We start from the raw sequence: 13,520 nt of genomic DNA on the forward strand, positions 1-13,520 counted from the left end.
CAGCGGCCTCGGCGGGCTCATGCACACCGTTCCGACGGTGCGCTGGGAGCGGTCGAGCGTCGTCATCGCGGACGCGATCGCGAAGGGCTACACCGGGTTCGAGCGTCTCGACGAGGCGTACCCCGCCGTCAAGCGTCTGGTGGGCGGCTACGGCGAGGGGGACCTCGAGCGCGGCTACCTCCCCGACAACCCGGGCGCCTCGGTGCAGCTCGGCTACGACCAGTACGGCCTGTCGGTCATCGCCGACGAGCTCGGCATGACCGAGGAGGCGCAGGCGCTGCGCGACCAGGCCGCGCTGCCGATCGAGAACCTCGTGCAGCCCGGCGCGTGGACCGCGCAGGACGGCACCCCGGTCGGCCTGCTCACGCCCCGCAACGCCGCCGGTGACTGGCAGAGCGTGGACCACGAGCGGTTCGAGGCCGCGCGTCTGTACCAGGGCACGCTCTGGCAGTACCACTGGTACGACGCCTACGACATGGACGCCCTCGTCGAGGCCATGGGCGGCACGGAGGCCGCGCGGCTCGCGCTGCGCCACATGTTCGGCGAGCACGCCCCCGACGACGGCTCCGCCATGCTCCACTCCAACGCCAACGAGATCGACCTCCAGGCGCCGTACCTGTTCAACTACGTCGGCGAGCCGAGCCTCACCCAGAAGTGGACGCGGGCGATCTACACGAAGGAGACCTGGAACCGGTACATCGGGACCGGCTCGACGAGCTTCTTCCCCAGCGGCGGCGGCGAGTTCACGCCCCCGATCAAGACCTCGGTCTACCAGCTCGACCCGCGCGGCATGCTCGCGACGATGGACAACGACGCCGGCACGATGTCGACGATGTTCGTCGCCGCCGCCATCGGGCTCTTCCCGGTGACCGCGGGCTCGTCGCAGTACCAGATCGGCTCGCCGTTCTTCGACTCCGCGGTCATCGGCTACGACGACGGCACCACGTTCGAGATCACCGCCGACGGCGTCTCCGAGGACGCGTTCTACGTCCAGTCCGCCACGCTCGGCGGCGAGCCGTTCGACAACACGTGGGTCGACTACGACACCCTCGTGGGCGGCGGCGCGCTCGCGTTCCGGATGGGGACCGAGCCCAGCGACTGGGGCGCGGACACCGAGCCCGCGTTCTCCATGAGCACGGCGTCCGACGACGGCGAGCCCGACGGCTCGCGCGTGGCGGCCGAACCGACGACCGTGCAGGCCACGGCCGACGGCGCGGTCGACGCCACCGTGACGCTCACCCTGAGCGGTGGTGCGCGGCTCACGGCCGACGCCGGGACGGACCTCGTCGCGACGGGCGCCGCCGGCGTCGAGCGGCTCCCGGCCGGGGTCGAGGCGACCGTCACCGTCACCTCCCCGACGGAGGCGACGGTCGCGCTGCGCGGCACGACGTCCGACGACGCCCGCTTCTACGTCCGGCTGCGCGACACGGCGCTCGCGGACGGCGTCCCGGCGTCGTCGCTGCGGGGCGAGGGCGTCTCGCTGCGCTCGCCGCTGCGCCTCACCGTCGCCGCGGGCGAGCGGGCCGCCCTCGCCGAGCTCGTCGCCGACGCGGAGGTCGTGCGCCACGCGAACTACTCGTCGGTGTCGTTCGACCGGCTCACCGCGGCGCTGGGGCGTGCGCAGGAGCTGCTCGCCGACGACGCGTCGTCGAGCGTGGACCTGCGCTTCGCCGCGGACCGGCTCGAGGCCGCGATCGACGGGCTCGACATCGTCCAGGGCGGCTACCGGGTGCTCCAGGCAGAGGAGTCCGAGGCCTGGTCCGGCGGCGAGCTGAAGAACGAGGCGAACAGCTCCGACGGCAACCTCGGCGGCGTCCGGTCCGGCTCGTGGGTCCAGTACCGCGACATGGTGTTCGACGACACCGTGCCGGGCTACCTCACGGTGCGCTACGACACGAGCTTCGGCGCGGGCGAGACCCCGAGCACCGTCGTCGTGCACGCGGGCGACGTCGACGGGCCGCAGGTCGCGACCGTCGACCTCACCGGCACGAGCGGGTGGGGCAACTACCAGGAGGTCACGGTCGAGCTCGCCGACGCCCCGGCGCTGGTCGACGCGCAGACGGTCACGTTCGAGCTCCTCGCCCCGTCCGGCCGGAGCTGGGTCGGCAACTTCGACTGGTTCCGGTTCAGCGAGGACGACCCCGCCGAGACGGAGGACCCGGACTCGTCCGCCGGCGTGACGGTCGAGGCCGAGGACTGGACCGAGAGCTCGGGCGGCGGGCTGAAGAACGAGTCGTCCACCTGGGCGAGCGGCCCGGTCACCAACGTCGGCGGCACCGCCGACGGCGACTGGCTCGCCTACGGGGAGGTCGACCTCGGCGAGCTGCCCCTCGGCGAGCTCTCCGTGCACTACGTGCACAACTCCGGGCGGTGCGGCGAGGACTCGGCGCTCGAGGTGTACCTCGACGAGTTCGACCCCGCCGCCCCGGGCGAGCCGTTCGCGACGGTCGCGCTCCCGTCCACCGGGTCGAGCTGGTCCGCGGACGGCGTGGCCACGGTCGCGCTGCCCGAGACCGTCAGCGGCACGCACGAGGTGTTCGTGCGGCTGACGACGCAGGCGTACGAGGGTCACCCGTACGTCGCGAACGTCGACAGCCTGACGTTCGCGCCCGGTGGCCCCACGGACGTCGTCGTGGAGTCGGAGGCGTGGACCGAGAACTCCGGCCGCGGCCTGAAGAACGAGCAGTCGACCTGGACGAGCGGCCCGGTGACGAACGTCGGCGGCACGGCGGACGGCGACTGGCTCGCCTACGGCGAGGTCGACCTCGGCTCCGCGGCCCTCGACCAGCTCTCGGTGCACTACGTGCACAACGCGAACCGGTCGGGCGAGAACTCCGCCCTGTCGGTGTACCTCGACGACTTCGACCCGGCGAACCCGGGCGAGCCGTTCGTCACGGTGCCGCTCCCCACGACGGGCGGCAGCTGGTCCGAGGACGGGACGGCGACGATCGACCTGCCGACCCCCGTGCGCGGCACGCACCAGGTGTTCGTGCGGCTGACCACCGAGGCGTACGCGAACCACCCGTACGTCGCGAACCTCGACAGCATGACGTTCTTCACCGACGCGTTCGACGTCGAGGAGCCCGAGACGGACACCGCGGCGCTCGCCGCGGCGGTCGCCGACGTCGAGCACCTGGAGGGCGAGGCCGACCGGTACGGCCGGATCGACTTCGGCGTGTTCACGCGCGAGCTCGCGGCGGCCCGCGCCGTGCTCGCCGCGCCGGACGCGACGCAGGAGCAGGTGGACGAGCAGCTGCGACGCCTGACCCTCGCGGCCGAGCAGCTCGTGCCGCTTGGCGTCGAGCTCGTCACGGTCGAGGTCAGCCCGCGGTGCCTCGCCGGCCGGCCGTACGTCGCGGTCCGGGCGCACAACGTGTCCGACGTACCGGTCGACGTCGAGCTCGCGAGCGCACTCGGCTCGCGGTCGTTCGCGGACGTCGCGCCGGGCGCGAACGCCTACCAGGCGTTCGCCGCGCGGTCGGCGTCGGGCGACCTCGCCGTGACGGTGACGGCCACGGGCGCGGCGGGGGAGCAGACGGTCGAGCAGACCGCCACGATCCCGACGTGCTGACGCCGCCCCGCTGAGCGGGCACGGCTGACCGTGCCGGGTCCGGGCCCCTCGCGGGGCCCGGGCCCGGCACGCTACCGTCCGAGGACGACTCGCTCGACGCGGGAGGTGCACGGTGGCCGACGACCGCCTCGACAGCTACCGCGGGCGTCCGGCCTTCCAGGCCGACCACCCCGACCAGTGGCGTGCGTGGCTCGCCGAGCACCACGACGACGCCGAGCCCGGCGTCTGGCTCGTCACGTGGCGCCGGGGGAGCGGGCACGACGTGCCCGGGTACGAGCCGTGGGTCCTCGAGGCGCTCGCCCACGGCTGGATCGACGGCCAGGCGTCCACCGTCGATGCCGACCGGCACGCGCTGTGGTTCACGCGGCGCCGCCGCGGGAGCCGGTGGTCGCGGCTCAGCAAGGAGCGCGTGGCGCGCGTCGAGGCCGCCGGTCGCATGTCCGACGCCGGGCGCGCGGTCGTCGCGGCCGCGGAGGCGGACGGGTCCTGGACCCGCTTCGACGACGCCGAGGCGCTCGTCGTGCCGGACGACCTCACCGCCGCGCTCGCCGAGCGGCCCGGTGCGCGCGAGCACTTCGACGCCTTCACGCCCGGCGTGCGACGCGACGTCCTCGCGTGGATCGCCGACGCGCGCCGCGACGGCACGCGCGCGCGACGCGTCACCGAGACCGCCGACCTCGCGGCGCAGGGCGTGCCGGCGCACCGGCCCCGCCGCTGACGCCCGCGGACCTGCCGGGCGGCTGCGCCGGACGCGTCACGCGGAAGGTGCGGTCTCGCCCTCCACGAGCAGGTCGCACACGGCGAGCAGGTCGTGGCGCAACCGCGCCCCGCGGGCGGCGAACGCGCGCTGGTGGCGCACGTACTCGGCCTTCCCCTCCGCCGTCTCGACGGCGATCGGCGCGAGCCCGTAGGACGACACGTCGTACGGGCTGGCTCGCATGTCGACCGCGCGGACGTCGCGCGCCAGCTCGAACGTCGAGAGCGTCAGCCCGCCGGGGACGGCCGGCCCGAGCTTGAGGGCCCACTTGTACAGGTCCATCGTCGCGTGCAGGCAGCCGGGCTGCTCGAGCGCCGGCTGGGTCTCGCGCGTGGGGGACAGGCGGTTGAGCGGCGCGGCCTCGGGCGTGAAGAAGCGGAACGCGTCGAAGTGCGAGCACTGCACGGGGTGGGTCTCGACGACCCGGTCCGTGCCCTGCGTCCCCAGCCGCAGGGGGAGCGGGTGCCGGTGGTCGCGCCCGGCGGCGTGGTCGCGGTACACCATGGCCCACTCGTGCAGCCCGAAGCAGCCGAAGCGCCCGGGGCGCGACGCGGTGGCGCGCAGGAGCGCGCGCACGTAGCGCACGGTGTCGCCGCGCTCGGCCAGGTACGCCTCGACATCGAGCGCGACGCCGTCCTCGACCTCGCGGTACCAGCGCCAGGAGGCGCGGTCGGCGCACGCGACCCGCGCGTCGTCGCCCTCGGCGGAAGGCCACCTGAGCACCACGCCCGGGCCGGGGTGCCACCGGCGCAGCTGAGCCGGCCGCGTGGGGTAGTAGGTGAAGAGGAAGTCCTCGATCGCGTGCTTCTCGCCGAGCGGCTTGCGGTGTCGCCAGCCCGCGGTGAGCGCGTCGGCGCGCTCGGCGTGCCGGCGTTCGCGGTCGCGCCACTCACCGGCCGGCAGCGTCGCGGCCGCAGCGAGGAGGGGTCCGGGGATGGCGCGCACCCCTCCAGGGTACGAGAGGCGCACGACACGCCCGCCGCGGTGGATTTCACCCGCTCTGCGGGGCTTGCGACCGTTTCCGGCCGGAAGAATGAGCGTGAACGTGCTGTGAAGACCCGGCACACCTCTCACCACCCGACCGCGCGGCGACCGCCGCGGAGGAGCACCATGACGCAGCCGCCCACCGGCTCTCCCGACCCCTACCAGCACGACCCGTACCGCGAGGCCGCCTCGTCGGCGCCGCGGCAGGACCCGTTCGCCCCGCCGTCGGGCGGGCAGCCGCTGCCCGGACCGGAGCAGCCGTCGACCTGGGGCACGCCCCCGAACGAGCCCACGCAGCCGTACCAGGCGCAGCAGCCGTACCAGCAGCCGTCCGGTGCCCAGCCGTCCGGTGCCCCGGACCCGACGCAGCCGTACGGCGGGTACCCGACGTACGGCGCACCCGCGCCGTCCCGGACGAACGCGGTGGCGATCACCGGCTTCGTCCTCGCGGTCGTGGGTCTGCTGGGGTGCTGGATCCCCGGCGTGAACCTCGTCGCCGCCGTCCTGGCGCTCGCGGGCCTCGTGCTCGGCATCGTCGGTCTGCTGCAGGTCAAGAAGGGCAAGAACGGCAAGGGGCTGGCGCTCTCGGCGATCGTCGTCGGCGCGCTCGCGATCGTCGGCACGGTCGTGTCCTGGGTGGTGTTCGCCCGGTGGATCGACGACGTGAGCACCGACTACGAGCAGTCGCTCGCGCAGCTGGAGGAGGAGCTGGGCGACACCGCGACCGTCGCGCCCGAGGACGAGCCGGCGCCGGTGGACGAGCCCGCCGTGGAGGAGGATCTCGCCGCCGAGGTGCCCTCCGGCACGGCACCGTTCGGTGAGACCGTCGTGTACGAGGACGGGCTCGAGGTGAGCGTGACCGCGCCCGTGCCGTTCACGCCCGGCGAGTGGTCGGCCGGAGGCGAGGACTACCCGGCGCACGTCCGGTTCGACGTCACCGTCACCAACGGCACCGACGAGCCGTTCGACCCGAGCATGGTGTTCCTCACGGCGTCGTCGGCCGGGACGGAGGCCGACCAGGTGTTCGACTCCGAGGGCGGCCTCGACGGCGGTCCGATGACGGCCGTGCTCCCCGGCCAGAGCGTGACGTTCCCCGTCGGCTTCGGCGTGACCGACCCGGCCGACCTCCTCGTCCAGGTCGCTCCCGGGCCGTTCGAGTACGACGACGCGCTCTTCTCGACCGCGCCCTGACACCGGGCCCGCGGTCACCTTGGACCGAGCCGCAGGCCGCCCGGGCGTCCTCGGGCGGGCCTGCGGCGTCCGCGCACCCGGTCGGCTACTCGGACTGCTCGAGGTACTCCTTCGCGAGCCGCTTCGGCGCGCGGGCGAGCCACGCGTCCTGCACGAGCTCCTCGAGCTCGGGCACGGGGATGTGGTCGAGGCGTGCGAGCACGATCGCGTAGCCGTGGAAGTGCGACGTGGTGAAGAAGGTCCCCGGCTCGTCGCCGAGCAGCGCCTCCTTCTCGCCCTCGTCCGGCGACGTAGAACGCCGCGGGCGGCGTCGACCGGGCGGCGGCGTCCCCGAGCTCCGCACGGTCCTTCGCGCGCAGCGGGCGTGCCACACGAAGGCCTTGCCGTGGACGCGCCAGCTTCGCGAGCCGTCGGGCGCGGTGTCGGGCGTGGTGTCCGGCAGGACCGCGGCGACGCGGTCGACGTCCTCCCACGTGGCCATGGGACCACGGTAGGCCCCGCACCGCCGTTAGTCTCGGCCGCATGCCCGACGTCCCCGCACCCCGCACCGGCGGCTCGTCCGCCACCCCCGAGCTGCGCCGCCTGGGGCGCTCCGGCCTCGCCGTCTCGACGGTCGGCCTCGGCTGCAACAACCTCGGCCGGGCCGGGACCGCGACGCAGACGCAGGAGGGCAGCACCGCCGTCGTGCACGTTGCTCTCGACGCCGGCGTCACCTTGTTCGACACGGCCGACAGCTACGGCGCCCGTCCCGGCCTCAGCGAGGAGCTGCTGGGCGTGGCCCTCGGCGTGCGGCGCGACGACGTCGTGGTCGCGACGAAGTTCGGCATGGACGTGCGAGGGCTCCACGGCGCCGACTTCGGCGCGCGCGGCTCGCGCCGCTACGTGACCCGCGCGGTCGAGGGGTCGCTGCGCCGCCTCGGGACGGACCACATCGACCTCTACCAGTTCCACACGCCCGACGACCTGACGCCGATCGACGAGACGCTGTCCGCGCTCGACGACCTCGTCCGGGCCGGGAAGGTCCGGTACGTCGGCCACTCGAACCGCAGCGGCTGGCAGATCGCGGACGCCGAGCACGTGGCTCGCGCACGGGGGACGGAGCGGTTCGTCTCGTCGCAGTCGCACTACAACCTCCTCGACCGTCGCGCCGAGCTCGAGGTGATCCCGGCCGCGCGCGCGTACGGGCTCGGGGTCCTGCCGTACTTCCCGCTCGCCAACGGCCTGCTCACCGGCAAGTACACGGGGGGTGGACGTCCGCAGGACTCGCGACTCGTGCGCGCCAAGCCGCACCTGCTCGAGTCCGCGCCCTGGGAGCGCCTCGACCGCCTGCACGCGTTCTGCCAGGAGCGCGGCGTCACCGAGCTGCAGGTCGCCTTCGGCTGGTTGCTCGCGCAGCCGCAGGTCACGAGCGTCATCGCCGGTGCGACGCGCCCCGAGCAGGTGGTGCAGAACGTCGGCGCCGCTGCGTGGCGCCCGACGGCCGACGACCTCGCCGCGCTCGACGAGATCTTCCCGGCGGCGGAGAAGGTCGCGCTGTTCTGACGGTTCGCCCGCGACGCCGAGATCCTTAGCTCACTGAGCGACACGGTTCCGCAGACTCGTGGGTCGGGCGGCGCGCAGCTACGGGCGCGCCCGCACGCCCGCGTCGGCGCTCCGGCGCGCGACGGACGCGACGAGCCGCTCCAGGGGGCCACGGCCGAACGCCCAGCGCCACGCCGTCGCGGCCGCGAGCGTCACGACGACGAGCACCAGGAGCGGGGCGTTCGTCGTCTGCTCGTACGCCTCCTCGCCCCACGCCCACAGCGCCACGATCTGTGCTGAGTACACGCTCAGGGCCATCGCGCCGACCGCGGCCAGCGGGGCGAGCACCCAGCGCCCGACCCGGCCGGCGAACAGGCACAGGCCGAGCAGCGCGACCGCGAAGCCGCCCGAGCCCACGACCTCGGGCAGCGTGTCGGTGTGCGGCCCGGCGAGCCACAGGTAGACCGACGTCGGCCACGGGTCCTCCCACGCGAGCGGCTCCGGCCGCAGCGTGCTCGACCACGCCGCCGCGGCGTCCTCCACCGCCCGCGTGCCGCCGAGCGGCTCGACGACGGCTGCCGAGACGCCGTACGCGATCGCCATGGCCAGCAGCCCGCCGCCCACGAGCGCGACCCGGACCGCCGTCGACGTCAGGTCCAGGCGCCCGATCGCCATCCCCGCGAGGACGTACGCCATCCACACCACCGCGGGGTAGTGCCCCGACACCAGGAAGTCCGTGAGCGCGCCGGAGCCGTCCTCGGGCAGCCGCAGCCCGGCGCGCGCGAGGACCTCCGGCCCGTAGTACGCCAGGACCGGCCCGGCGAGGGCGACCGCGCCGGCCGCGACCGCCAGACGGCCGGGCGACCACCGCAGGAAGGGCAGCGCGAGCACGAAGTACGCGGCGTAGAAGCCGAGGATCAGCAGCACGCGCGTGCCCAGCAGGTCGAGGAGGCCGACGAGCGCGAGGAGGAGGACCGCCCGCACGAGGATCCGGGTGCGGGCCTGGAGCGCGGGCAGCCCGTCGAGCGGGGTCCGGCCGCCCGAGACCAGCGCGAGCGACACGCCGGCGACGAGCGCGAAGAGGATCGACGAGCGACCGTGCGACACCGCGAGCCAGTTCGCGGCGCCGGTCACGGCGTCCGTCGTGTACCCGACGTGCGCGGTGAACATCCCGAGCACCGCGAGCCCCCGCGCCACGTCGACACCCGTGATGCGCCCGTCACCCCCGAGCAGGAGGGCGGCGTGCCGTCGCGCGAACGTCGGTGGGGCGGCCGGCGGGGCGACGGTCATGGGTGCGATTCTGCGCCCCGAACGCCGTCCGCGCACACCGCCCAGAGTGTGAGAACAGGGTCGAGAACCAGGTGAGGGCGCCCTACGGTGCGGGTATGACGGAAACCCCCACCAGCGGAGTCGGCACCAGCGGAGACTCCCGAGGCGACGCCCCCACCGGGGCGGCCGGATCCAACCCCGCCAAGGAGTCGGAGTCCTACACCCACGGCCACCACGAGTCCGTGCTGCGCTCCCACCGGTGGCGCACCGCGGAGAACTCCGCCGGGTTCCTCCTGCCGCACCTGCGCGAGGACATGGACGTCCTCGACGTCGGCTGCGGCCCGGCGACCGTCACCGTCGACCTCGCGGAGCGCGTGCCGTCGGGCCGGTCGTCGGCGTCGACGCGTCCGCCAAGGTGCTCGAGAGCGCCCGCGAGCTCGCGGGCCGGCGCAGCACCCCGAACATCACCTTCCAGCAGGCGAACGCCTACGAGCTGCCGTTCGCCGACGGCACGTTCGACGTCGTCTACGCCCACCAGCTGCTGCAGCACCTGTCCGACCCGGTCGCCGCGCTGCAGGAGATGCGACGCGTGACGAAGCCCGGCGGGATCGTCGCCGTCCGCGACGCCGACTACGCCGCCATGACCTGGTACCCCGAGTCGCCCGGTCTCACCGAGTGGAACACCCTCTACCACGAGGTCACGCACGCCTACGGGTTCGAGGCCGACGCCGGGCGCCGCCTCTTCGCCTGGGTCCAGGACGCCGGGTTCGACCCCGCGGGCATCGAGCCGTCGGCGAGCACGTGGTGCTACGCGACCCCCGAGGACCGCACCTGGTGGGGCGGGCTGTGGGCCGAGCGGTGCGTCGCGTCGAACTTCGCCGTCCAGGCCAAGGACTCGGCGCTCGCGGACGACGTCGCGCTCGAGCAGCTCGCGCAGGACTGGCTGCGCTGGGCCGAGGAGCCGGCCGGCTGGTTCGCCGTGCTGCACGGCGAGGTGCTGGCCCGCGCCTGACGTCCGGCGCGCCGACACCCGGGTGCGGGGCCCGCGCGGCCGATAGCCTGTGCCCGTGCGCATCGCGAGATTCACCACCGGAGACGACCCCCGTTACGCCCTGGTCCAGCAGGAGGGCGACCGCACCTACCTGGCGGTCCTCACCGGCGACCCGCTCTACATGCCCGTCACGCCGACGGGCGAGCGGCTCGAGCTGGGCGACGGCGTGCGCCTTCTCGCACCCGTCATCCCGCGCTCCAAGGTGGTCGCGGTCGGCCGCAACTACGCCGACCACGCCCAGGAGATGGGCAGCGAGGTGCCGTCGCGCCCGATGATCTTCCTCAAGCCCAACACGTCGGTCGTCGGGCCGGACGACCCGATCGTCCTGCCGGACTTCTCGCAGGAGGTCTCGTACGAGGCCGAGCTCGCCGTCGTCATCGGGCGGCTCGCCAAGGACGTCTCGCCCGACGCGGCGTCAACCTACGTGCTCGGCTACACCGTCGCGAACGACGTCACCGCGCGCGACGCGCAGCGCACCGACGGCCAGTGGGCGCGCGCCAAGGGCTTCGACTCCGCGTGCCCGCTCGGGCCGTGGATCGACACCGACCTCGACCCCGAGGACGTCGCCGTCCGCAGCCGCGTCAACGGCGAGACGAAGCAGGACGGGCGCACGCGCGACATGGTGTTCGACGTCGCCTACCTCGTGTCGTACATCTCCGAGGCGATGACCCTCCTGCCCGGCGACGTGATCCTCACCGGCACCCCCGCCGGCGTCGGGCGCATCGACGCCGGCGACCGCGTCGAGTGCGAGGTCGAGGGCATCGGCGTCCTCGGCAACCCGGTCCTGCGCCGCGGCTGACCGCGCGCGGGAGGCCGCCCGCGCGGGGGAGCGGGCGCCGTCGGGCAACTAGGCTGGGCGGCGTGATCCCCGCACCTGGTTCCTCGCCCGTCCGTGTCCGCTTCTGCCCGTCCCCGACCGGGACGCCGCACGTGGGGCTGATCCGCACCGCGCTGTTCAACTGGGCGTACGCGCGGCACGTGGGCGGCACGTTCGTGTTCCGCATCGAGGACACCGACGCCGCCCGTGACAGCGAGGAGAGCTACCAGCAGCTCCTGGACGCGCTGCGCTGGCTCGGGCTCGACTGGGACGAGGGTGTCGAGGTCGGGGGGCCGCACGCGCCCTACCGGCAGTCGCAGCGTGCGGACCTGTACCAGGACGTGATCCGCCGGCTGGTCGAGGGCGGGTACGTCTACGAGTCGTTCTCGACCCCGGAGGAGGCGGACGCGCGCAACGCCGCGGCCGGGATCAAGACCAAGGGGTACGACAACTTCGACCGCACGCTCACCGACGAACAGAAGGCCGCGTTCCGGGCCGAGGGGCGCGAGGCGGTGCTGCGCCTGCGGATGCCGGACGAGGACATCACCTTCACCGACCTCGTGCGCGGCGAGATCACGTTCAAGGCCGGGTCGGTGCCGGACTACGCGATCGTGCGCGCCAACGGGCAGCCGCTCTACACGCTCGTGAACCCGGTCGACGACGCGCTCATGGGCATCACGCACGTGCTGCGCGGCGAGGACCTGCTGTCCTCGACGCCCCGGCAGATCGCGCTGTACCGGGCGCTGCTCGACATCGGCGTCGCGACCGTGATGCCGGAGTTCGGCCACCTGCCCTACGTCATGGGGGAGGGGAACAAGAAGCTCTCCAAGCGCGACCCCGAGTCGAACCTGTTCCTGCACCGCGAGCGCGGCTTCACGCCCGAGGGTCTGCTCAACTACCTCGCGCTCCTCGGCTGGTCCATCTCGCCGGACAACGACATCTTCTCGGTCTCCCAGATGATCGAGGCGTTCGACGTCCACGACGTGCTGCCCAACCCCGCGCGCTTCGACCTCAAGAAGGCCGAGGCCATCAACGCGACCCACGTGCGGATGCTCGCCCCCGAGGACTTCCGCGACCGCCTCGTGCCGTACCTGCACGCCGGCGGCCTCGTGCCGGCGGACTCGTTCGCCGACCTCGAGCCCCGCCACCGCGAGCTGCTCACCGCGGCCGCCCCGCTGGTGCAGGAGCGCATGGTCCTGCTCGGCGAGTCCGTCGGGATGCTCGGCTTCCTCTTCACGGCCGACGACGCCTGGAGGTCGACGAGGACGCACGCAAGGGGCTCAAGGAGTCCGCGCCGCAGGTGCTCGACGCCGCGATCGCCGCGCTCGCCCCGCTCGAGGACTTCCGGGCCGAGCCGATCCAGGACGCGCTGAACGCGGCGATCGTCGACGGCCTGGAGATCAAGCCGCGCCTCGCGTTCACGCCGCTGCGCGCGGCGGTCAGCGGGCGTCGCGTGTCGCCGCCGCTGTTCGAGTCGATGGAGCTGCTCGGCAAGGAGTCGGCCCTCGCGCGCCTGCAGCGGCTGCGGGCCTCGCTGTGAGCGGGTCGGGCGCCGTGGCCGGTGCAGCGCCTCTCGAGGGCGTGCTGTTCGACGTCGACGACACGCTCGTCGACACGATGGCCGCGTTCGCCGACGCTATCTCCGCGGCGTCGCGCGTCTGGCTGCCGCAACTGCCCGAGGACCGGCACCCCGAGGTCCTCGCGCTGTGGCGCGCCGACCCCAACGGGCACTACCGCGCCTACACGCGCGGCGAGGTCGACTTCGACGCCCAGCGCATGGCCCGCGCCAACGAGCTCCAGGCCGCGTTCGGCGGGCGGATGCTCGACGACGCCGCGTACGTGGACTGGAAGGACCTCTTCTGGGGCACGTTCGAGCGGTCCTGGACGGCGTTCGACGACGCCCGGCCCGTGCTCGACGTGCTCGTGGCGGCCGGGCTGCGCGTCGGGTCGCTGACCAACGCGCGCGTCGAGCTCCAGACGCGCAAGCTCGCCGCCGCCGGGCTGGAGGACGTGCCCCTGCTGGTCGGCGTCGACACGCTGGGGTTCGGCAAGCCCGACCCGCGGGTGTTCGCCGAGGCGTGCCGCCGGCTCGGCACCGACCCGGCCCGCACGGCGTACGTGGGCGACGAGCTCGACGTCGACGCGCGCGCCGCGCTCGCGGCCGGCCTCGTCGGCGTCTGGCTCGACCGGCCCGGGACCCGCCGCGGCGGCCCGCACCCCGAGGACCCGGACGCCGCGCGCGCGTCGGGCGTGCACGTGCTGCACGGGCTCGCGGACCTGCCCGCCGTCGTCGGCGTCGCCGCGTCCACCGGAGAGCCCGCCCCGTCGCCGAGGTAGAGCCTCCGGCCGTGAGATAGAG

General features: G+C 74.1%; 9 protein-coding genes and 2 pseudogenes. 8 read left to right on the top strand and 3 right to left on the bottom strand.

What is annotated here, in order from left to right; all coding sequences use genetic code 11:
* The first annotated feature begins 19 nt into the window (after positions 1-19).
* Together BJF88_RS22645 and BJF88_RS17135 are read left to right on the top strand one after the other, a co-directional pair.
* A complete protein-coding gene (locus tag BJF88_RS22645) occupies positions 20-3,571 on the top strand; it encodes a glycoside hydrolase domain-containing protein (protein ID WP_083649242.1) in 3,552 nt (1,183 codons plus the stop codon).
* Between the two features lie 112 nt (positions 3,572-3,683).
* Positions 3,684-4,289 carry a YdeI family protein gene (locus BJF88_RS17135; RefSeq protein WP_075829676.1) on the top strand — a complete coding sequence of 202 codons (606 nt, stop codon included), beginning with the start codon at positions 3,684-3,686 and terminating at the stop codon, positions 4,287-4,289.
* A gap of 36 nt (positions 4,290-4,325) precedes the next feature.
* Here BJF88_RS17135 and BJF88_RS17140 read toward each other — a convergent pair whose 3' ends face one another.
* On the bottom strand, positions 4,326-5,273 hold the full coding sequence (locus BJF88_RS17140) for a 3-methyladenine DNA glycosylase (protein ID WP_369824664.1): 948 nt from the start codon (positions 5,271-5,273) through the stop codon (positions 4,326-4,328).
* A 165-nt stretch (positions 5,274-5,438) separates the two neighbouring features.
* On the opposite strand from BJF88_RS17140, the gene BJF88_RS17145 reads away from it, so the two are divergent.
* Positions 5,439-6,503 carry a DUF4190 domain-containing protein gene (locus BJF88_RS17145; RefSeq protein WP_075829677.1) on the top strand — a complete coding sequence of 355 codons (1,065 nt, stop codon included), beginning with the start codon at positions 5,439-5,441 and terminating at the stop codon, positions 6,501-6,503.
* An 85-nt stretch (positions 6,504-6,588) separates the two neighbouring features.
* Here the strand turns inward: BJF88_RS17145 and BJF88_RS17150 are convergent, their stop codons facing one another.
* Complete coding sequence (locus BJF88_RS17150) at positions 6,589-6,984, bottom strand: MmcQ/YjbR family DNA-binding protein (RefSeq protein ID WP_075829678.1); 396 nt, start codon at positions 6,982-6,984, stop codon at positions 6,589-6,591.
* A gap of 41 nt (positions 6,985-7,025) precedes the next feature.
* Between BJF88_RS17150 and BJF88_RS17155 the strand changes: the two genes are divergently transcribed.
* Complete coding sequence (locus BJF88_RS17155; protein ID WP_075829679.1) at positions 7,026-8,045, top strand: aldo/keto reductase; 1,020 nt, start codon at positions 7,026-7,028, stop codon at positions 8,043-8,045.
* 78 nt (positions 8,046-8,123) lie between these two features.
* Here BJF88_RS17155 and BJF88_RS17160 read toward each other — a convergent pair whose 3' ends face one another.
* Positions 8,124-9,314: a heparan-alpha-glucosaminide N-acetyltransferase domain-containing protein gene (locus BJF88_RS17160; protein WP_075829680.1), complete on the bottom strand. Its 1,191-nt coding sequence runs from the start codon at positions 9,312-9,314 to the stop codon at positions 8,124-8,126.
* 95 nt (positions 9,315-9,409) lie between these two features.
* Between BJF88_RS17160 and BJF88_RS17165 the strand changes: the two are divergent.
* The 4 genes and pseudogenes from BJF88_RS17165 (at position 9,410) to BJF88_RS17180 (ending at position 13,498) form a co-directional block, all read left to right on the top strand.
* Positions 9,410-10,305: pseudogene (locus tag BJF88_RS17165) on the top strand (methyltransferase domain-containing protein).
* 55 nt (positions 10,306-10,360) lie between these two features.
* On the top strand, positions 10,361-11,143 hold the full coding sequence (locus BJF88_RS17170) for a fumarylacetoacetate hydrolase family protein (RefSeq protein ID WP_075829716.1): 783 nt from the start codon (positions 10,361-10,363) through the stop codon (positions 11,141-11,143).
* Between the two features lie 53 nt (positions 11,144-11,196).
* Positions 11,197-12,701 (top strand): annotated as a pseudogene (gltX, locus tag BJF88_RS17175) (glutamate--tRNA ligase).
* A 14-nt stretch (positions 12,702-12,715) separates the two neighbouring features.
* A complete protein-coding gene (locus tag BJF88_RS17180) occupies positions 12,716-13,498 on the top strand; it encodes an HAD family hydrolase (protein ID WP_255372143.1) in 783 nt (260 codons plus the stop codon).
* The last annotated feature ends 22 nt before the right edge of the window (positions 13,499-13,520 follow it).

Source organism: Cellulosimicrobium sp. CUA-896 (genome assembly GCF_001942335.1).
Lineage (GTDB): Bacteria > Actinomycetota > Actinomycetes > Actinomycetales > Cellulomonadaceae > Cellulosimicrobium.

Excerpts from the sequence above, each read along its gene's own strand:
- BJF88_RS22645 (WP_083649242.1), top strand. The coding sequence starts at position 20 with ATGCACACCGTTCCGACGGTGCGCTGGGAGCGGTCGAGCGTCGTCATC.
- BJF88_RS17155 (WP_075829679.1), top strand. The coding sequence starts at position 7,026 with ATGCCCGACGTCCCCGCACCCCGCACCGGCGGCTCGTCCGCCACCCCC.
- BJF88_RS17150 (WP_075829678.1), bottom strand. The coding sequence starts at position 6,984 with ATGGCCACGTGGGAGGACGTCGACCGCGTCGCCGCGGTCCTGCCGGAC.
- BJF88_RS17145 (WP_075829677.1), top strand. The coding sequence starts at position 5,439 with ATGACGCAGCCGCCCACCGGCTCTCCCGACCCCTACCAGCACGACCCG.
- BJF88_RS17160 (WP_075829680.1), bottom strand. The coding sequence starts at position 9,314 with ATGACCGTCGCCCCGCCGGCCGCCCCACCGACGTTCGCGCGACGGCAC.